Annotated in this window: 17 protein-coding genes; 9 read left to right on the top strand and 8 right to left on the bottom strand. The window is 70.5% G+C overall.

Annotated features, from left to right (window positions below):
- Positions 1–11: 11 nt before the first annotated feature.
- Positions 12–893, bottom strand: coding sequence for a Cgl0159 family (beta/alpha)8-fold protein (locus HA039_RS22910; RefSeq protein WP_167032929.1), 882 nt, complete (start codon positions 891–893; stop codon positions 12–14).
- A complete protein-coding gene (gene iolC, locus HA039_RS22905) occupies positions 890–2011 on the bottom strand; it encodes a 5-dehydro-2-deoxygluconokinase (protein WP_167032927.1) in 1122 nt (373 codons plus the stop codon). Before iolC ends, HA039_RS22910 begins: the two co-directional genes overlap by 4 nt.
- 123 nt (positions 2012–2134) lie before the next feature.
- Between iolC and HA039_RS22900 the strand changes: the two genes are divergently transcribed.
- From HA039_RS22900 to HA039_RS22890, 3 genes are all read left to right on the top strand, one after another.
- Positions 2135–3046: a sugar phosphate isomerase/epimerase family protein gene (locus HA039_RS22900; RefSeq protein WP_167032924.1), complete on the top strand. Its 912-nt coding sequence runs from the start codon at positions 2135–2137 to the stop codon at positions 3044–3046.
- A 222-nt stretch (positions 3047–3268) separates the two neighbouring features.
- A complete protein-coding gene (locus HA039_RS22895) occupies positions 3269–3463 on the top strand; it encodes a helix-turn-helix transcriptional regulator (protein WP_161307998.1) in 195 nt (64 codons plus the stop codon).
- A gap of 176 nt (positions 3464–3639) precedes the next feature.
- A complete protein-coding gene (locus tag HA039_RS22890; protein WP_167032922.1) occupies positions 3640–3894 on the top strand; it encodes a heavy-metal-associated domain-containing protein in 255 nt (84 codons plus the stop codon).
- Positions 3895–4382: 488 nt separating this feature from the next.
- On the opposite strand, the gene HA039_RS22885 is transcribed toward HA039_RS22890, so the two are convergent.
- The 5 genes from HA039_RS22885 to HA039_RS22865 all read right to left on the bottom strand — a co-directional run bounded on the left by HA039_RS22885 (position 4383) and on the right by HA039_RS22865 (position 11568).
- Positions 4383–5705: a citrate synthase gene (locus tag HA039_RS22885; protein ID WP_167032919.1), complete on the bottom strand. Its 1323-nt coding sequence runs from the start codon at positions 5703–5705 to the stop codon at positions 4383–4385.
- Between the two features lie 162 nt (positions 5706–5867).
- Positions 5868–8159 (bottom strand): SF1B family DNA helicase RecD2, encoded by a 2292-nt coding sequence (recD2, locus tag HA039_RS22880; protein WP_208298690.1) that lies wholly within the window; start codon positions 8157–8159, stop codon positions 5868–5870.
- Positions 8160–8408: 249 nt separating this feature from the next.
- The gene (locus tag HA039_RS22875; RefSeq protein ID WP_167037430.1) at positions 8409–9206 is read right to left on the bottom strand and encodes a sugar phosphate isomerase/epimerase family protein; all 798 of its coding nucleotides are present in this window, start codon (positions 9204–9206) and stop codon (positions 8409–8411) included.
- A gap of 44 nt (positions 9207–9250) precedes the next feature.
- Positions 9251–10420: a dihydrodipicolinate synthase family protein gene (locus HA039_RS22870; RefSeq protein ID WP_167032909.1), complete on the bottom strand. Its 1170-nt coding sequence runs from the start codon at positions 10418–10420 to the stop codon at positions 9251–9253.
- Positions 10417–11568, bottom strand: coding sequence for a Gfo/Idh/MocA family protein (locus HA039_RS22865; protein WP_167032907.1), 1152 nt, complete (start codon positions 11566–11568; stop codon positions 10417–10419). Before HA039_RS22865 ends, HA039_RS22870 begins: the two co-directional genes overlap by 4 nt.
- Before the next feature lie 188 nt (positions 11569–11756).
- On the opposite strand from HA039_RS22865, the gene HA039_RS22860 reads away from it, so the two are divergent.
- From HA039_RS22860 to HA039_RS22840, 5 genes are all read left to right on the top strand, one after another.
- Positions 11757–12926, top strand: a complete 1170-nt coding sequence (locus tag HA039_RS22860) for a LacI family DNA-binding transcriptional regulator (protein WP_167032905.1) — start codon at positions 11757–11759, stop codon at positions 12924–12926.
- A 145-nt stretch (positions 12927–13071) separates the two neighbouring features.
- Positions 13072–13860 carry a sugar phosphate isomerase/epimerase family protein gene (locus tag HA039_RS22855; RefSeq protein ID WP_167032903.1) on the top strand — a complete coding sequence of 263 codons (789 nt, stop codon included), beginning with the start codon at positions 13072–13074 and terminating at the stop codon, positions 13858–13860.
- Between the two features lie 51 nt (positions 13861–13911).
- Positions 13912–14364, top strand: coding sequence for a hypothetical protein (locus HA039_RS22850; RefSeq protein ID WP_425086375.1), 453 nt, complete (start codon positions 13912–13914; stop codon positions 14362–14364).
- 521 nt (positions 14365–14885) lie between these two features.
- Positions 14886–15680 (top strand): serine protease, encoded by a 795-nt coding sequence (locus tag HA039_RS22845; protein WP_167032899.1) that lies wholly within the window; start codon positions 14886–14888, stop codon positions 15678–15680.
- A 491-nt stretch (positions 15681–16171) separates the two neighbouring features.
- A complete protein-coding gene (locus HA039_RS22840) occupies positions 16172–17098 on the top strand; it encodes a LysR family transcriptional regulator (RefSeq protein ID WP_167037427.1) in 927 nt (308 codons plus the stop codon).
- Between the two features lie 45 nt (positions 17099–17143).
- Here the strand turns inward: HA039_RS22840 and HA039_RS22835 are convergent, their stop codons facing one another.
- On the bottom strand, positions 17144–18604 hold the full coding sequence (locus HA039_RS22835; protein ID WP_167032897.1) for a S28 family serine protease: 1461 nt from the start codon (positions 18602–18604) through the stop codon (positions 17144–17146).
- Between the two features lie 188 nt (positions 18605–18792).
- On the opposite strand from HA039_RS22835, the gene HA039_RS22830 reads away from it, so the two are divergent.
- Positions 18793–19200, top strand: a complete 408-nt coding sequence (locus HA039_RS22830; protein WP_425086374.1) for a hypothetical protein — start codon at positions 18793–18795, stop codon at positions 19198–19200.
- Positions 19201–19227: the final 27 nt, after the last annotated feature.

Raw genomic sequence — 19227 nt, 5'->3', positions numbered from 1 at the left:
TCCGTACCCTCCTAGAGCAGTCCGACAGCGGTGTCGACCGCCGCGGCCACGTCGCCGTCGACCGGATAGAGCAGTGAGCGGCCCACCACCAGGCCCTGCACGGTGGGCAGTTGCAGCGCCTTGCGCCACTTCTCGTACGCGCCCTCCTGGTCGTCGCCGATCTCACCGCCCAGCAGGACGGCGGGGAGCGTCGAGGTCTCCATGACCCGGGCCATATCGTCCGGGTCCTGGGTAACGGGAAGCTTCAGCCAGGTGTACGCGGAGGTACCGCCGAGTCCCGAGGCGATGGCTATCGAGCGCGTCACGGCTTCCGCGGACAGGTCCGTACGGAGGCGGCCGTCCTCGCGGCGGCAGATGAACGGCTCGACGAAGAGGGGCAGTTTGCGCTCGGCCATGGCGTCCACGGCGCGCGCGGCGGAGTGGAGCGTGTCGACCGACGCCCTGTCCTCGTAGTCGATCCGCAGCAGCAGCTTGCCGGCGTCGAAGCCGGAGCGGGCCAGGTCCTCGGGGCGGTGGCCGGTGAACCGGTCGTCCAGTTCGAAGGCGGCGCCGGCCAGGCCGCCGCGGTTCATCGAGCCGATGACGACCCGGTCCTCCAGGGCGCCGAGGAGCAGCAGGTCGTCCAGGATGTCGGCGGTGGCCAGGACGCCGTCCACGCCGGGGCGGGAGAGGGCCAGGCAGAGCCGCTCCAGCAGGTCGGCGCGGTTGGCCATGGCGAGCCGGTCGTCGCCGACGGCGAGGGCGCCCCGGGCGGGGTGATCGGCGGCGATGATCATCAGCCGGCCGGTGGAGCGGATCAGGGGGCGCCTGACCCGCCGGACGGTGGCCTCGGCGACGGCCTCGGGATGGTGGGTGCGCAGCCGGACCAGCTCCGACACGTCGACGCGGGTCATGAGGCGTCCCTTTCGGGGTCGGTGGACGTCGGGCCGGCGGACGTCGGTCCGCCTGGCTTCGGGTCGGCGGGCATCGGGTCGGCGGGCATCGGGTCGGCGGACGTCGGAACGACCGGCTCCGGCTGCGCGGGCATCGGGCCGCCGGCCAGGACCTGGGCGACCTCGCCGTCGTACGGCATGGCGGACGAACAGGCGAGGCGGCCGGCGACGATCGCGCCCGCCGCGTTCGCGTATCTCATGGTGTGCTCCAGATCCCAGCCGGCCAGCAGGCCGTGGCAGAGGGCGCCGCCGAACGCGTCCCCGGCGCCGAGTCCGTTGACCACGTCGACGGGGACGGGCGGTACTTCGGCGGTGGTGCCGTCGCGGTGGACGGCGAGGACGCCCTTGGGGCCCTGTTTGACGACGGCCAGCTCGACGCCCGCGGCGAGCAGCGCGCGGGCGGCGGCGTGCGGTTCGCGCTCGCCGACGGCCACCTCGCACTCGTCCAGGTTGCCGACGGCGACGGTGGCGTGGGCCAGGGCCCGGGCGTACACCTCGCGGGCGGCGGCGACCTGCCCCGGTCCCGGCTCCCCGTCCTCATCAGGCCAGAACATCGGCCGCCAGTCGAGGTCGAAGACGGTGATCCCGCCCCGGGCGCGCGCCTCCAGCGCCGCGAGGGTGGCCGAGCGGCTGGGCTCCGCGCACAGGCCGGTGCCGGTCATCCAGAAGATCCGGGCGGCCCTGATGGCGTCCAGGTCCAGCTCGTGCGGGTGGATCTCCAGGTCGGGGGCCTTGGGCTGCCGGTAGAAGTACAGCGGGAAGTCGTCCGGGGGGAAGATCTCGCAGAAGGTGACCGGGGTCGGGTACCGGTCGACCGGGGTCACCCAGCGGTCGTCCACCGCGAACTCGCCGAGCGCCTGGTGGAGATAGTCCCCGAAGGCGTCCCGGCCGGTGCGGGTGATGACGGCGGTACGGCGGCCCAGGCGCGCGGAGGCGACGGCCACGTTGGTCGCGGAGCCGCCCAGAAACTTCCCGAACGTGTCGACCTGGGCCAGCGGGACCCCGGTCCGCAGGGGGTAGAGGTCCACCCCGATCCGCCCCATGGTGATGACGTCGTACGGCTCGTACGGCTCGGGCATGTGTGTTCCTCCGGTCTCGACCACCCCAGGTGTAGTGCTCAGCCCCGAGCCCTGTCAATGTTTTGTCCTGACATTCGGACGAAGGCTTGACACTCTTTCCGAATGGCCGGAAAGCTGACCGTTATGACTTCATCCGTACCCCCACTGAACCGCATCCGCGTCGGGTCGGCCCCCGATTCGTGGGGGGTGTGGTTTCCCGACGACCCGGGTCAGGTGCCCTGGCGGCGCTTCCTCGACGAGGTGGCCGAGGCCGGCTACGAGTGGATCGAGCTCGGCCCGTACGGCTATCTGCCGACCGACCCCGCCCAGTTGGGCGAGGAGACCGCGAAGCGCGGGCTGAAGGTCTCGGCCGGCACGGTCTTCACCGGGCTGCACCACGGCCCCTCGGTCTGGGAGAAGACCTGGGAGCACGTGTCGGACATCGCGGCGCTCACGCGGGCGATGGGCGCCGACCACCTCGTGGTCATCCCGTCCTTCTGGCGCGACGACAAGACGGGCGAGGTGCTGGAGGACCGGACCCTCACCCCGGCGCAGTGGCGCGACCTGACCGAGCAGACCGAACGCCTGGGCCGGGAGGTACGGGACCGTTACGGCCTGCGGATCGTCGTCCACCCGCACGCCGACACCCACGTCGACACCGAGGAGAACGTCAACCGCTTCCTGGACGCCACCGACCCGGAGCTGGTCTCGCTGTGTCTGGACACCGGGCACTACGCCTACTGCGGCGGCGACAGCGTGAAGCTGATCGAGACGTACGGCGAGCGCATCGGCTATCTCCACCTCAAGCAGGTCGACCCGGCGATCCTCGCCGAGGTCGTGGCGCAGGAGGTGCCGTTCGGCCCGGCCGTCGGACGGGGCGTCATGTGCGAGCCGCCGGCCGGCGTCCCGGCGCTGGAACCGGTGCTGGCGGCGGCGCGGGGGCTGGACGTCGACCTCTTCGCGATCGTCGAGCAGGACATGTACCCGTGCCCGCCGGACAAGCCCTTCCCGATCGCCGCCCGCACCCGGCGCTTCCTGCGGAGCTGCGGGGTCTGACAGGCACGGCGATCATGTTCCGGCCGTGTCACAAGAATCCCCTTTCCGTCACACATATCTCCATTACGCGGGTCTTCCGTCACAGGGGGACGACAGACCCACTCTCCTCATCACTCTGCGTCGTTCATCGGGCACAGGCTGAGTGATCGCCAGCGTCTTTGCCGCAGCTCCCCCGACGGCCCCACAGGCCGCCCCTGCGGCGGACGCAAGGAGGTGCCACTGATGACGGACAAAGGGCTCTGGTCGTACAAGGAGATCGCCGCGCACATCCGGGTGCAGCCGGACACCGTCCGCTCGTACCGGAAACACGGACTGCTCCCACCACCGGACCACGTGGAGAACGGCAAGCCGTACTGGTACGCGGACACCGTCCGCACCTGGGTGGCCAACCGGCCCGGAAACAGAGGGTCGAGATGATCCCGGGGCACCGGACCTGACGGGCTGACACACGGACAGGAACAGACAGAGGGGGCGACGCACCGGTCGGGCCCTCGCGCCGTTCGCGGCGCGGGGGCCCGACTTCGCTTTCATACCCCCTAGGGGTAAAGTTCGAGGAGATCGATGTCCGTCAAGCCCTCGAAGAGGAGAACGCCATGACCACCGAGACGACGACCGGCCCGACCGGGACCTCCGGCGCAGTCACCACCGTCTACCAGGTCAAGGGCATGAGCTGCGGCCATTGCGAGGGCGCCGTCTCGGGCGAGATCTCCACGATCGAGGGCGTCACGTCCGTCCAGGCCACCGCCGCGACCGGCCAGGTGACCGTCGTGTCCGAATCGGTACTCGACGAGAGCGCCGTCCGGGCCGCCGTGGACGAGGCGGGATACGAACTGGTCGAACAGGCCTGACCGCCAGCAGTCACATAATCGTAGGTTCAGACGCCCTACGACCCTCGTTTCGGTGGTTTCGGATCCCGATCGCCTTGAGCTCTACATGTGAGCCACAAGACCTTCACAAAGAGATCTAGATCACATAGATTGAGGGGTAACCATTCGGGCAGCTCGCGTGTCTTAGAAGGCGATGCTGAAGAACGTCTTGGGGGACGTTCGACGGCATGTCATGGGACGTCTTGGGGGACGTTCCGGACAGGCGCGATCGACCGGGGCACGTGCACCGCGGGGAGCTTTGAGCGGCCCTCCCGCAGGTACGTACCCCGGTCAGAGCGCGCGAGAAGCCCGTAGTGGTTTCCGTAGACGCCCGGGCCGGATCCCGTGGGGGGAATCCGCACCGGGGATATGGGAAGCGCCCCGCTCGTCGACCCGTGGGGGGATCGGCGGCGGGGCGCTTTTCTGTCTCCACAACCTTGCCGGGGGGACCCGGCGGGGACCCGCTGGGGTCAGCGGCCCTCGACCGGCACGAAGTCGCGCAGGACCTCGCCCGTGTAGATCTGGCGCGGGCGGCCGATGCGGGATCCCGGCTCCTTGATCATCTCGTGCCACTGGGCGATCCAGCCGGGCAGCCGGCCGATCGCGAAGAGCACGGTGAACATCTCGGTGGGGAAGCCCATGGCCCGGTAGATCAGGCCGGTGTAGAAGTCCACGTTCGGGTAGAGCTTGCGCTCGACGAAGTACTCGTCGGCCAGCGCGTGCTCCTCCAGCTTGAGCGCGATGTCGAGCAGCTCGTCGGACTTGCCGAGCGCCGACAGGACGTCGTGCGCCGCCGCCTTGATGATCTTCGCCCGGGGGTCGAAGTTCTTGTACACACGGTGTCCGAAGCCCATGAGCTTGACGCCGTCTTCCTTGTTCTTCACCTTGCGGATGAAGGCGTCGACGTCACCACCGGCCGCCTGGATGCCTTCGAGCATCTCCAGGACGGAGGCGTTGGCGCCGCCGTGCAACGGGCCCCACAGGGCGCTGATGCCCGCGGAGATCGAGGCGAACATGTTCGCCTGCGACGAGCCGACGAGCCGCACGGTGGACGTCGAACAGTTCTGCTCGTGGTCCGCGTGCAGGATGAGGAGCTTGTCGAGCGCGGCGACCACGACCGGGTCCGGCACGTACTCCTGCGCGGGGACGGAGAACGTCATGCGCAGGAAGTTCTCGACGTACCCGAGGTCGTTGCGCGGGTAGACGAAGGGGTGGCCGATCGACTTCTTGTACGCGTACGCCGCGATCGTCGGAAGCTTGGCGAGCAGCCGGATCGTCGAGAGGTGGCGCTGCTTCTCGTCGAACGGATTGTGACTGTCCTGGTAGAACGTCGACAGCGCGCTGACCACGGAGGACAGCATCGCCATCGGGTGCGCGTCGCGCGGGAATCCGTCGTAGAACCGCTTGACGTCCTCGTGCAGCAGCGTGTGCTGGGTGATCTCGTTCTTGAACGAGGCCAGCTCGTCGACGGTCGGGAGTTCACCGTTGATCAGCAGGTACGCCACCTCGACGAAGCTGGACCGCTCGGCCAGCTGCTCGATGGGGTAACCGCGATAGCGGAGGATGCCCTGCTCGCCGTCGAGGTAGGTGATCCCGGACTTGTAGGCGGCGGTGTTGCCGTACCCGCTGTCCAGTGTCACCAGGCCGGTCTGAGCACGGAGCTTTCCGATGTCGAAGCCCGAATCGCCGACGGTGCTGTTGATCACCGGATAGGTGTACTCGCCGTCGCCGTACCGCAGTACTACCGCGTCGTTCGCGTCGTTGTCGCGTTTCTCGCTCACGTCATCCCTCACCGACGTAGTGCCTCTTCTTCGAGGTGCCCTGACTGTCTCTACCATCCCCCATTTGGCTCAGGAGAGTGCACTCGGGGTCGGCCATTAGGCCTATCCGCGGCACTCAGTGCCGCGAACCTGTTCATCCTGCCCTCTTCGCACCCGTTCTGAAAGTCCACGCGCTCAGTTGCGTACGGCGGGCCGGTCGTCGGGGAGCGGAAGGCCCGACAGCCGGTGGTCCAGGGCGGTGAAGCGTCTGCCCGCCGAGACCGTCCGCACCGCCTGCCCTATGGCCTTGCGCGAGCCCACCAGCACCACCAGCTTCTTGGCGCGGGTCACCGCCGTGTAGAGAAGATTCCGCTGGAGCATCATCCAGGCCCCCGTCGTGACCGGGATGACCACGGCCGGGTACTCGCTGCCCTGGGAGCGGTGGATCGTCATCGCGTACGCGTGCGCCAGCTCGTCCAGCTCGTCGAAGTCGTACGGCACCTCCTCGTCCTCGTCCGTCAGGACCGTCAGCCGCTGGTCCTCCAGGTTCAGCGAGGTGACCACCCCGACCGTGCCGTTGAAGACCCCGTTCTCGCCCTTCTCGTAGTTGTTGCGGATCTGGGTGACCTTGTCCCCCACCCGGAACACCCGCCCGCCGAGCCGCTTCTCCGGCAGGTCGGGCCGGCCCGGCGTGATGGCCTGCTGGAGCAAGCCGTTCAGCGCCCCCGCGCCCGCCGGCCCGCGGTGCATCGGCGCCAGCACCTGCACGTCCCGCCGCGGGTCCAGGCCGAACTTCGCGGGGATACGGCGGGCCGCGACCTCCACCGTGACGCGGCCGGCGTCCTCCGTCTCGTCCTCCACGAAGAGGAAGAAGTCGGAGAGGCCCTGCGTGATCGGATGCACCCCCGAGTTGATCCGGTGGGCGTTGGTGACCACCCCCGACCGCTGCGCCTGCCGGAAGATCCGGGTGAGCCGGACCTGCGGCACGGGACCGCCCTCCGCCAGCAGATCCCGCAACACCTCCCCCGCCCCGACCGACGGCAACTGGTCGACATCCCCCACCAGCAGCAGATGCGCCCCCGGCGCCACCGCCTTCACCAGCTTGTTGGCCAGCAGCAGGTCCAGCATCGAGGCCTCGTCCACCACCACCAGGTCCGCGTCCAGCGGCCGGTCCCTGTCGTACGCCGCGTCCCCGCCCGGCTTCAGCTCCAGCAGCCGGTGCACCGTCGACGCCTCGGCCCCCGTCAGCTCGGCCAGCCGCTTCGCCGCGCGCCCGGTCGGGGCGGCCAGCACGACCTTGGCCTTCTTCGCGCGCGCCAGCTCCACGATCGAGCGGACCGTGAAGGACTTCCCACAGCCGGGGCCACCGGTCAGCACCGCGACCTTCTCGGTCAGCGCCAGCCTGACCGCCTGCTGCTGCTCGGGCGCCAGCGCCGCGCCCGTACGATCCGCGAGCCACGCCAGCGCCTTGTCCCACGCCACGTCCCGGAACGCCGGCATCCGGTCCTCGCCGGTCCGCAGCAGCCGGAGCACCTGGGCGGAGAGGGAGAGCTCCGCGCGGTGGAAGGGGACCAGATAGATCCCGTTCACCGGCTCCCCGCCCTCCGGCCCCGGCACGCGCTCGCGCACCGCCCCCTCGTCCTCCGTGGTCAGCACGGCCAGGCACTCGATGACCAGGCCCGTGTCGACCTGGAGCAGCTTCACGGCGTCCGCGATGAGCCGCTCCTCGGGCAGGAAGCAGTGGCCCTGGTCGGTGGACTGCGACAGCGCGTACTGGAGGCCCGCCTTGACCCGCTCCGGGCTGTCGTGCGGGATGCCGACGGCCTGCGCGATCCGGTCCGCGGTGAGGAAGCCGATGCCCCAGACGTCGGCGGCCAGCCGGTACGGCTCGTTCCTGACGACCGAGATCGAGGCGTCCCCGTACTTCTTGTAGATCCGCACCGCGATGGAGGTGGAGACACCGACGCCCTGGAGGAAGATCATGACCTCCTTGATGGCCTTCTGCTCCTCCCAGGCGGCGGCGATCATCTTCGTCCGCTTGGGCCCCAGGCCGGGGACCTCCACGAGCCGCTTCGGCTCCCGCTCGACGATGTCCAGGGTGTCCAGCCCGAAGTGCTCCACGATCCGGTCCGCGATGCGCGGGCCGATGCCCTTGATCAGGCCCGAGCCGAGGTAGCGGCGGATGCCCTGGATCGTGGCGGGCAGGACCGTCGTGTAGTTCTCCACCGTGAACTGCTTGCCGTACTGGGGGTGCGAGGCCCAGCGGCCCTCCATCCGCAGCGACTCGCCGGGCTGCGCGCCGAGCAGCGCGCCGACGACGGTGAGGAGATCGCCGCCCCGGCCGGTGTCGACCCGGGCGACCGTGTAGCCGTTCTCCTCGTTGGCGTACGTGATCCGTTCGAGGACGGCTTCGAGGACGGCGAGTGCGGGAGCGGGGGTGTGGGTCGGGGTCGGGGTCGGGGTGTCTTGGGCGGACCGGTTGGACATGATCCGACGCTACCGTCGGCCTCCGACATCGTGCCGGGCCTGTGGATAACTTCCCTGGGGACAACTCCCCCTGGGCCCCTGGCGCGCTACCAGGGGCCCGGTCCAAGGACCGGGCCCCATGCGCTCCCCCCATCGGCAAGGCTTCGTGATCCCCCCGGATCAGTCCCCCGAAAACCTTGCCGACCTGTACGACTCATCTCACGCTGGGATGGTTGCACGATTCCGCAGAGTAATTTTCTCGCGCTTCCGTCATCGCGGGAGCGCGTGCGCCACATACCGCTCCACGACCTCCTCCAGCAGCTCCACGCCGTCCCGCGCCCACAGCTCGTCGTTGAACAGCTCCACCTCGACCGGCCCGTCGTAACCGGCCGCGTCCACCCGCGCGCGCCACGCCCGCAGGTCGACCGCTCCGTCGCCGAGCTGGCCGCGGCCGTTCAGGACCCCGGCCGGAAGGGGCGTCGTCCAATCGGCCAGTTGGAAGGAGAAGACACGGCCCGCGGCGCGGGCGACGGCCGCGGGCGCCCGGTCGTCCCACCAGACGTGGTACGTGTCCACGACCACGCCCACCTGGTCCGCCGGGAAGCGCTCGGCCAGTTCGAGGGCCTGGTCCAGCGTGGAGACCACACACCGGTCCGAGGCGAACATGGGGTGCAGCGGCTCGATCGCCAGCCGGATGCCGCGTTCGCCGGCGTACGGGGCCAGCTCCCCCAGCGCGTCGGCGATCCGCTCCCGCGCCCCGGCCAAGTCCTGGTCGCCGGACGGCAGTCCGCCGGAGACGAGGACCAGCGTGTCGGTGCCGAGCGTCACCGCCTCGTCGATCGCCGCCCGGTTGTCGGCCAACGCCTCCGCGCGTCCGGCGGGGTCGGCCGCGGTGAGGAAGCCGCCCCGGCAGAGCGTGGTGACGCCGAGCCCGGCCTCCCGTACGAGCTTGGCGGCGGCCTCGACCCCGTACTCCTGGACCGGCGCGCGCCACAGGCCGACGCCGGGGATCCCGAGCCGTACGCAGGCCTCGGTCAGCTCCGGCAGGGACAGCTGTTTGACGGTCATCTGGTTGATGCTGAAGCGGCCGAGGCCGGGGGCACTGTCTCGGGTCACCGGCTCACTCCGTACACGTCGAGCAGCGACCCCATCCGGGCCTCCGCCGCCTTCGGGTCCGGGAACAGGCCCAGCCCGTCGGCCAGTTCGTACGCCCGCGCCAGATGCGGCAGCGAGCGCGCCGACTGGAGTCCGCCGACCATCGCGAAGTGGTCCTGGTGGCCCGCCAGCCAGGCCAGGAACACCACGCCGGTCTTGTAGAAGCGGGTCGGCGCCCGGAACAGGTGGCGGGACAACTCCACCGTGGGGTCGAGCAGTTCGCGGAACCCCTTCGTGTCACCGGTGTCCAGCACCCGTACCGCCTCGGCCGCCACCGGTCCCAGCGGGTCGAAGATCCCCAACAGGGCGTGGCTGAAGCCCTGTTCGTCACCGGCGATCAGCTCGGGGTAGTTGAAGTCGTCGCCCGTGTAGCAGCGGACGCCCCGGGGCAGCCTGCGGCGCAGCTCGACCTCCCGCCGGGCGTCCAGCAGGGAGACCTTGATGCCGTCGACCTTGTCGGGATGCGCGGCGATGACCTGGAGGAACGTCTCGGTCGCGGTGTCGAGGTCGGCGCTGCCCCAGTAGCCGTCGAGTGCGGGGTCGAACATCGGTCCGAGCCAGTGCAGTACGACGGGCTCGGCGGCCTGGCGCAGCAGGTGCGCGTAGACGTCGAGGTAGTCCTCGGGGCCGGCCGCGGCCGCCGCGAGCGCGCGCGACGCCATGAGAATGGCCTGCGAACCGGTCTCCTCGACCAGTGCGAGCTGCTCCTCGTACGCGGCCCTGACCTCGCCCAAGGTGTGCGTACCGGGCGGCAGTTGGTCGGTGCCGACCCCGCAGGCGATCCGGCCCCCGACCGCCTTCGCCTCGGCGGCGGAGCGCCGGATCAGCTCGGCGGCGCCGGCCCAGTCCAGGCCCATGCCGCGCTGCGCGGTGTCCATGGCCTCCGCGACGCCGAGGCCGTGCGACCAGAGGTGGCGGCGGAAGGCGAGGGTGGCGTCCCAGTCGACGGCGGCGGGCGCGTCGGGGCTGGTGTCGGCGTAGGGGTCGGCGACGACGTGCGCCGCCGAGAGGACCGTACGGGAGGTGAGAGGGACGGGACGGGGTGGCGCGGCGAGGAAGGGGGCCGGTTCGGCGCGCGGTGTGTACGTACGCAACTCACCGCCGGGTGAGGGCAGTCGGAGGGTCACAGGCTCAGCTCCGGTACGTCGAAGCGGCGACCCTCGGCCGAGGACCGCAGCCCCAGCTCGGCGAGTTGCACCCCGCGCGCGCCCGCGAGGAGGTCCCAGCGGTACGGCTCGTCGAGCGCGAGGTGGCGCAGGAACAGTTCCCACTGCGCCTTGAAGCCGTTGCCGAACTCTCCGTTGTCCGGGACCTCTTGCCACTGGTCGCGGAAGGACTCGGTGACGGGGAGGTCCGGGTTCCACACCGGCTTGGGCGTGGCGCTGCGGTGCTGCACGCGGCAGCGGCGCAGCCCGGCGACCGCCGAGCCGTGGGTGCCGTCGACCTGGAACTCGACCAGCTCGTCGCGGTTGACCCGTACCGACCAGGCCGAGTTGATCTGCGCGACCACGCCGCCCTCCAGCTGGAAGATGCCGTACGCGGCGTCGTCGGCGGTCGCGGCGTACGGCTTGCCGCGCTCGTCCCAGCGCTCGGGGATGTGGGTGGTGATGTGGGCCTGGACGGTGGTGACGCGGCCGAAGAGCTCGTGGAGGACGTACTCCCAGTGCGGGAACATGTCGACGGTGATGCCGCCGCCGTCCTCGGCGCGGTAGTTCCAGGAGGGGCGCTGGGGGTCCTGCCAGTCGCCCTCGAAGACCCAGTAGCCGAACTCCCCCCGTACGGACAGGATCTGGCCGAAGAAGCCGCCGTCGATGAGGCGCTTGAGCTTGAGCAGGCCCGGCAGGAAGATCTTGTCCTGGACGACGCCGTGCTTGATCCCGGCGCTCCGGGCGAGCCTGGCCAGGTCGAGGGCGCCGGCGAGATCGGCGGCGGTCGGCTTCTCCGTGTAGATGTGCTTGCCGGCCGCGATGGCCTTCTTGATCGCCTCGACCCGGGCCGAGGTGACCTGCGCGTCGAAGTACAGGGAGATCGTGTCGTCCGCGAGGACGGCGTCGAGGTCCGTCGACCACTCGGTGAGACCGTGGCGTTCCGCGATCTCCTTCAGGGCGTGTTCGCGGCGCCCGACGAGGACCGGCTCCGGCCAGAGCACCTCGCCGCCGCCCAGATCGAGTCCGCCCTCTTCGCGGATCGCGAGGACGGAGCGCAGCAGGTGCTGCCGGTACCCCATCCGCCCCGTGACGCCGTTCATGGCGATCCGCACTGTCCTGCGTGTCACGAAGTTCCCTCCATACGGCCGTAGCAAGCGCTTTCTATAGGGTATGAAGCTAGCCTGCGATTCCGGGACGGACAAGAGCTGGGCCGGGATCTTCGGTCGTGGTCCCGTGGGCGCTCGGCCTGGGGCTTGCGCGGCGCTTGCCTGGCGCCCGGCTCCGTACCCACCCTCGTACTCCTCGGAGGAAAGCGATGACAGTCACCCTGGCGGATGTGGCGGCCCGCGCGCGGGTGTCGCCCGCCACCGTGTCGCGCGTGCTGAACGGCAACTACCCGGTCGCCGCGACCACCCGGGAGCGGGTGCTGCGGGCGGTGGACGAGCTGGACTACGTACTGAACGGCCCGGCCAGCTCGCTCGCCGCCGCCACGTCCGACCTGGTCGGCATCCTCGTCAACGACATCGCCGACCCCTTCTTCGGGATCATGGCCGGGGCGGCCCAGACGGAGATCGGCGGCCAGGAGGGGACGGGGCGCGGGGGCGGCGAGAAGCTGGCCGTCGTGTGCAACACGGGGGGCTCGCCGGAACGCGAACTGACCTATCTGACTCTCCTCCAGCGCCAGCGGGCGGCGGCCGTGATCCTGACGGGCGGGGCCCTCGAAGACCCGGACCATATCGCCGCGATGGCCACGAAACTGTCGAAACTCGCCGACGCGGGCACGCGTGTGGTGCTGTGCGGGCGGCCGCCGCTGCCGGACAGCGAGGCGATAGTGGCGGCGCTGGCGTTCGACAACCGCGGGGGTGGGCGGCGGCTGACGGAACACCTGCTGGCGCTGGGACACCGGAAGATCGGGTACGTGGCGGGGCCGGCGGAACGGACGACTACGCGGCATCGGCTGGAGGGGCACCGGGGGGCGTTGGAGGGGTTCGGGGCGTTGGAGGGGTTGGTGGCTGGTGGGGCTGGTGGAGTGGGAGGTGCGGGTGGAGCTGGTGGAGCTGGTGGAGCTGGTGGGGAGGGTTTCGGTGATCTGGAGGTGCTGACCGTGCACGGCGCGTACACGCGGCGGTCGGGGTACGAAGCGACGCTGGAGCTGCTGCGCCGGGCGCCGGACCTGACCGCGGTGATCGGCGCGAACGACACGGTGGCGCTGGGGGCGTGCGCGGCGGTCCGGGACCAGGGGTTGCGCATCCCGGAGGACATCTCGGTGGCGGGCTTCGACGACCTGCCGTTCTCGGTGGACGCGATGCCCGCGCTGACGACGGTACGGCTGCCGCTGTACGAGGCGGGGGCGCGGGCGGGGCGGCTGGCGATGGGCACGGAGGCGCCGCCGCCGGGCGGGATCGCGACGATCGGGGCGGAGCTGATGGTGCGGGGGTCCACGGGGGCGGCTCGGGTGGGGGGTCCCTCCGGGGGGAGGGGGTGAGGGGTGGCCTGGGGCGGGTGGGGGTGTGCCCGGGGCGGGTGGGGGGTGTGCCCGGGGGTGACGGGGTACTGGGGTGGGATGGCTTGATGCCCGGGAATGCCCTGTGCGCAGTCTTGCTCGGAGTCTCGTTCGGAAAGGAACCATCGTGAAGTTCGCCTTCTCCACCCTCGGAGTGCCGGGGCTGCCCGTCCCCGAGGTCGTCGGACTCGCCACCGCCACCGGCTACCAGGGCGTGGAGCTGCGTGCCCACCCGGAGGAGCCCGTCCACCCCGGCATCGGAGAGGCCGAACGCGCCTCGGTGGTCGACGACTTCAAGCGGGCGGGCGTCGAGATCCTGACCCTGGCCGGGTACGTACGGGTCGCCGACACGACCACCGACGAGGACGCCGTACGCCAGGAACTCGACGACCTCCTCCGGCTCGCCCGGGACCTGGGCGCCGCGAACATCCGCGTCTTCCCCGGCGGCGGGGACGGGGACCCCGCGGAGGCCGACGCGACGGCCGCGCGGCGGCTGGGCGCGGCGGCGGAGGTGGCCGCCGACTTCGGCGTACGGATCCTGCTGGAGACCCACGACTCGCACCGTACGGGCGTGGACGCGGCGCGGGTGGTCGGGACGGTGGGGCACCCGCAGGTGGGGGTGTTGTGGGACGTGATGCACACCTGGCTGGGCGGGGAGGACCCGATCACGTCGCATGCGGTACTGGCGCCGTACCTGGGATACGTACAGGTCAAGGACATCGCGTCGGCCGAGGACACCACTCCGCTGGCCCTGGGCGCGGGGGTGCTGCCGCTGGCGGAGTGCGTGGCGCTGCTGGCGGGCGAGGGGGACGACGGGTGGGTGTGCTGGGAGTACGAGAAGCGCTGGTACCCGAAGGCAGCGGAGCTGCCGGGGCTGTTGGAGGCGGGGCGGGGGTATCTGGAGGGGCTGACGTAGGGGGAGGGGGGCAGGCGGGTAGGGGGCAGGGGGTGTGTGCGGAGGGTGTACGTGTACGAGTACGTCGGCCCGGTTGACATCAGAGCCGCGTCGGTGCGGGCGGGTGGTGAGGGAACGGAGATCCGTTCCTCCAGCGAACACGTGGCCTGCGCGGGCGGCGGGGCGGTGCTGAGCGCCGGCGAGATGTCCTTGGCGCGGGAGGACGACCGGTGGGTGGTCGGCGAGGTGAGCAACCAGTCGACGGGCTATTGCCCGGACGTCAGCTCCTGGCAGTGGGTGGCAGCGGCGTTGGAGCGGGCCGGGGTGGATCGGGCTGGGGTGGTGCGTTTGCGGGGGTTCACTCATGAGGTGGTGTTCCGCCGCTGCGTGGGTGAGGGCGGGGGCACGGATCCGGACTGCCGAGAGGTCAACGTGGTTCGGGAGGACGACTTCTTCTGTGTGTTTTGCGGGGGTGCGTTGCCGGCTGAGTGGAACGTGGGGGTGGGGGTTCAGGCGGGGACGTAGTTGGGGTCGGCGTTGTTGTGTTGGTTGACGTGGGGGCCGCCCCTTGCTGTTGAGTGTCGCGGTTTCGGGTCGGGCGTCAAGGGCGCTCCTTCGTCGCGTCGGCAAGCCGATGACCTTCGGTCACCCTTGACTCCCGCCCCGAAACCGCAAGTGAAGGCCGAGGGGGGCGGCCCGGGGGAGGGGTCCCCGGGACGGTAGGGAAGCGGTTGCGGTCTCTTTCCGGGCTGCGGCTCCGGACGGGGGTTTGCGCACCACTTGAATGGGGCTGTGCCACTCGGCTCAGCGGCTGGAAGGCCGTCTGCCTGCGGGCGTACAAGCACCGTGTCTGAGCTGGGTGGGTGGAAGGGGAAGGGCGGGCAGTTCGCCCCCTTCCGGCCGGTGACGGGTCCTCGGTACGCACTAACGGAACACCACACACAAGACCCATGGTTGAGGAAGGCCGGCAGGAGGGAACTGCGGCAGTGACGGTGTCTGTCGAGCCCTTCTCCGAAAGGTCCCCCATGAAGTGGTTAAGGAAGCTTGTGGTTGCGGTGTCGGCCGCTGCGGTGGCGGTGGTTGGCCCGGGGATTGCCCCGGCTCAGGCGATCGTCGGAGGCACCGCCGTGAGCAACAGCCCCACGGCCCCGATCGCGCACAGCATGGCCGGTCTCGTCGATACGAACTCCGGGCAGGTCTTCTGCGGGGCGACGCTGATCAGCGACACGTACGTACTGACGGCCGCATCCTGCGTACGGGGAAAGGCAACGGGCACCACCGCTGTCCTTCTCGGTGATCGCGACACCGCGAGCGGTTCCGACACCAACTTCGCCGCGCTCTATGCGGTCGGACGATGGATCATCCACCCGTCCTACACACCCACCACCAGCCGCAACGACATTGCCGTCGTTCAGCTCGCCAAGAAGGCAACCCTGAACGTCGGAGTGCGCCCGGCCCTGGTGGACGCGAACACCCAGCCCAACGCCTACGCAGGCCAAACCGCCGTGGCCATGGGCTGGGGCACTCTCTCCTACGGAGGCCAGCAGCCGACCCAACTCCAGCGCGCACAGGTCGGCGTCATCACCACGAGCCAGTGCAATGCCTACTACGGCACCGTGGACGGCAGTCAGCAGTTGTGCACTCACACCCCCGACAAGGGCCCCTGCCAGCACGACACCGGCGGCCCCCTCGCACAACAGCTGGCCAACAACAAAACGAACCTCGTAGGCATCATCTCCTACGGACAGGGCTGCGCCTCGGCCTACCCCGACGTCTTCACCCGGGTCGCCGCATACCGCCCCTGGATCACCAACATCACCGGCCCACTCCCCACCCAGTAGCCCAACAGGCGCGAAACAAGCGAATGTGTCCTCCCAGAACCGCCCAACGCACCGCAGGACACAAGGCCACGCCACCCCGCAGCTGACCACGGATCTCAGACACGGTGCTTGCGCACCCGCCAACGGACGGCCGGCTAGCCGCCAAGCCGGGGCCTGCCGCCCCATTCAAGTGGTGCGCAAACCCCCAACCGGAGCCGCAGCCCGGGAGCAAGCCGCAACCGCCCCCGGAGTGTCCCGGGGGACCCCTCCCCGGGCCGCCCCCCCCTCGCCTTCACTTGCGGTTTCGGGGCGGGAGTCAAGGGTGACCGAAGGTCATCGGCTTGCCGACGCGACGAAGGAGCGCCCTTGACGCCCGACCCGAAACCGCGACACTCAACAGCAAGGGGCGGCCCCCACGTCAAACAACACAAGAACGCCGACCCCGACTACGTCTTCGTCTGAACCCGCACATCCAGCCCAAGCTCAGCCACCCACCCACCGAGGGAAACGCCATCCTCGACCTAGCCCGCCTCCGCGCCCTCCATGCCGTGTCCGTGCATGGTTCCGTCGGTGCTGCCGCCTCCGCCCTCGGGTACAGCCCCTCCGCCGTCTCCCAGCAGATCACCAAGCTGGAGCGGGAGACCCGTACCACACTCCTCGAACGGCGCGGGCGCGGTGTTGTGCTCACCGACGAGGCGCGGCATCTCGCCGCCACCGCCGAGGAGTTGTTCGCCATCGTCGAGCGGGCCGAGACCACGCTGGAGGAGCGGCGGGGGCAGCCCACCGGGCAGCTCGTCGTCGCGGCGTTCGCCTCCTCCGCCCGCGGGCTGCTGCCTCCCGCGCTCGCCGAACTCGCCCTGCTCCACCCCACCCTGGACGTCCGGCTGCGGGAGATCGACCCGCACCTGTCCTCCGACCTCGTGGCCCGCGGCCTGATCGACCTCGCCGTCACCCACGACTGGGACATCGCCCGGCTGCCCACCCCCGAGGGGGTGGAGCGGGCCGTCATCGGTGACGACCTGTGCGATCTGCTCGTGCCGGACGGGCACCCGCTCGCCGCGCGGGCCGTCGTCCGCCGGGCGGATCTGCGCGGGCTCAGGTGGATCTGCCAGCCGCCCGGCACGGTCTGCCACGACTGGCTCGTACGCACCCTGCGCGCCGCCGGCTGCGAGCCCGAGCTCGCCCACCAGGCCGAGGAGAACCACACCCAGATCGCCCTGGTGGCCGCCGGGTTGGGCGTCGCGATGGTTCCCCGGCTGGGGCGCGGCCCGCTGCCCCCGGGCGTACGGGCCAAGGCGCTCGATCCCGTACCCTCGCGCCGGCTGTACGCCCTGTGGCGGGCCGGGGCGGCGCGGCGGCCCGCCGTCACCGCCACCGTGGCCGCGCTGCGGCGCCACTGGCCCGAGGTGGCCGCCGTGCCGGGCTCGGCCGAGGGGTAGCGGTCCGCCGGGCGGCCCCCTCAAGGGCGGCCCGGCGGAGGGGGCTTACGGCCGCAGCGCCTGGCGGCGGTCGACCTTCTGGTGGTCGAGCTTCGCGTCGAACGGCGCGAGCGGCTTCGCCTTCGCCGCGTCCTGCTGTACGGCCGCCGGCGCGACGCCCGCCCAGTCGAGGATCCTGGCCGTGGCCTTCGCCGACTGCTCGGGGCTCAGGGCGGCCACGTTGGCGCCGTGGTTGGCGCCCGGCGCGACGTACACGAAGCTGTCACGCGCACCCCGGCCCACGCGGAACTGCTCGGCGCCCCACGGGTCGTTCTGCCCGTACACGAAGAGCATCCGGTCCGCGTGGTGCTGGACCCAGTTGTCGACGTCCGGCATCACGCGCGGGTCGAACTTCATCGCGATGTCGCGCGGCACGAAGTTGCGCGGCGGCTGGTAGCCGTACCGGCTGAGCTTGCCCAGGTGCGGCTGCTTGATGTCCGGCGAGCCCAGCTGCGTACCGGCCTGGTAGTAGTACGGCGTGTACGTCGCGAGGCCCTGGTCCGTGTAGGCGGAGAAGCCGGAGATCGCGTCGATGACGTCGTAGATCTCCTGGTCGGAGGCGGTGGCCGCGGGGATGCTCTCGCAGTCCGCCAGCAGGCTGTACTGCCAGAACGCCCAGACGAAGTCCATGACGACGGCCTCGTAGGCCTTGTCGAGCGAGCCGACGGTCGTGAAGGTGGCGCCGTTGGCCGCCGCCCACTCCGCGTACGTCTTCTCCAGCGGCTCCCGCCGGATCAGCGCCTGGCGCTGCACGGCGTTGAGCTTGTCGCGGCACTCCTTGGTGCCGACCTTCTCGAAGAACCGGTCGTAGGCCGAATCCTCCTTGTTCACCACGTCGTTGGGCGCGACGTACGCGACGACGCCGTCCATGTCGCGCGGGTAGTACCGCTCGAAGTAGGTGGCGGTCATGCCGCCCTTCGAACCGCCCGTGGAGAGCCAGTTCTTGGTGTAGATCTTCTTCAACGCCGTGAAGATGCGGTGCTGGTCGCTGGCCGCCTGCCAGATGTCCAGCTTCGTCCAGTCGGCCGGCTGCGGGCGCGACGGGGTGAAGAAGCGGTACTCCATCGAGACCTGGTTGCCGTCGACGATGCGCGTCGGCTCACTGCGGCTCGGGTTGGTGGAGACGTTGTAGCCGCCGGTGAAGAAGACCGTGGGACGGCTGGTGTCCTTGTGCAGCAGCGTGATGCGCTGCTGGAAAGTGCCCTTGGACGGGTGCCGGTGGTCCACCGGCTGGGTGTAGTTGAGGACGAAGTAGCGGTAACCCGCGTACGGCTTCTCCTGGATCAGGCTCATCCCGGGGATCGCCAGGACACGGTCCTTGATGTCGGTGGTGTCCGAGGCGTCCTTGGTGTCCGCGACGGCCGTACCGCTCGGGGACTTCTGGTCCGCGGCGGTGGCCGCACCCGCCGTTGCCACCGTCCCTATGATCAGCGACAGCGACAACAGCCATCTCAGCGTCTTGCGCATGCACTCTCCTTGTGTTCATGACAGACCTGGTGAACCTAGCGGTGCTCATCCCGCACCGCCAGCCCCGCCGGCCCCGCCTCCCCCGCCGCGGCACCCGCCGCCGCTCCCGCCGACGACAACGCGGACGCAACCTTCCCGGGCCCTCGCGCGTCGTACGCATGTACACCCGACTGACGACAGGGGCATGCGTGTTCGCTGGGACCGGTTATGGAAAGGGCGCGCTGCCGCGCTGTCTCGCGGCGCTGACAGCCGTGGTCGCGCTGGCGGCGCTCGCTCTGGCCGGTCCCGCCGCGGCCCGCGCCGAGGCGCTCTCGGTGTGCTCGGGGCAGCCGCAGAAGACGGTGCCCTTCGACAGCGGTGAGCTGCGGATCTACAAGTCGCGGGGGTACGCGTGCGCGCTCACCGTCGCCGACCACCCCGGTGCCAGGCGGGCGATGCGGGTGAGCCTCCAGGCGCGCGGCGCCGGCCCGGTGGTGGACAGCGGGGACTTCACGCAGCACGCGGGGCCGGTGACCGTCCACGCGCTGAACCGGTGCGTACGGGCGTCCGGGGCCATCGCCGGCAAGTCGGCGTCGACCGGGTGGATCCTTTGCTGATCACGGGCCGGTGAGCTCCCGGCGGAC

This window comes from Streptomyces liangshanensis (assembly GCF_011694815.1).
GTDB lineage: Bacteria > Actinomycetota > Actinomycetes > Streptomycetales > Streptomycetaceae > Streptomyces > Streptomyces liangshanensis.
The sequence above is the reverse complement of the archived record's forward strand: the minus strand, read 5'-3'. Positions and strand labels throughout refer to the sequence as shown.

What these genes read in the sequence shown, in the direction of transcription:
- HA039_RS22910 (WP_167032929.1), bottom strand. Translation starts at nt 893, where the DNA reads ATGACCCGCGTCGACGTGTCGGAGCTGGTCCGGCTGCGCACCCACCAT.
- iolC (WP_167032927.1), bottom strand. Translation starts at nt 2,011, where the DNA reads ATGCCCGAGCCGTACGAGCCGTACGACGTCATCACCATGGGGCGGATC.
- HA039_RS22900 (WP_167032924.1), top strand. Translation starts at nt 2,135, where the DNA reads ATGACTTCATCCGTACCCCCACTGAACCGCATCCGCGTCGGGTCGGCC.
- HA039_RS22895 (WP_161307998.1), top strand. Translation starts at nt 3,269, where the DNA reads ATGACGGACAAAGGGCTCTGGTCGTACAAGGAGATCGCCGCGCACATC.
- HA039_RS22890 (WP_167032922.1), top strand. Translation starts at nt 3,640, where the DNA reads ATGACCACCGAGACGACGACCGGCCCGACCGGGACCTCCGGCGCAGTC.
- recD2 (WP_208298690.1), bottom strand. Translation starts at nt 8,159, where the DNA reads ATGTCCAACCGGTCCGCCCAAGACACCCCGACCCCGACCCCGACCCAC.
- HA039_RS22875 (WP_167037430.1), bottom strand. Translation starts at nt 9,206, where the DNA reads ATGACCGTCAAACAGCTGTCCCTGCCGGAGCTGACCGAGGCCTGCGTA.
- HA039_RS22860 (WP_167032905.1), top strand. Translation starts at nt 11,757, where the DNA reads ATGACAGTCACCCTGGCGGATGTGGCGGCCCGCGCGCGGGTGTCGCCC.
- HA039_RS22835 (WP_167032897.1), bottom strand. Translation starts at nt 18,604, where the DNA reads ATGCGCAAGACGCTGAGATGGCTGTTGTCGCTGTCGCTGATCATAGGG.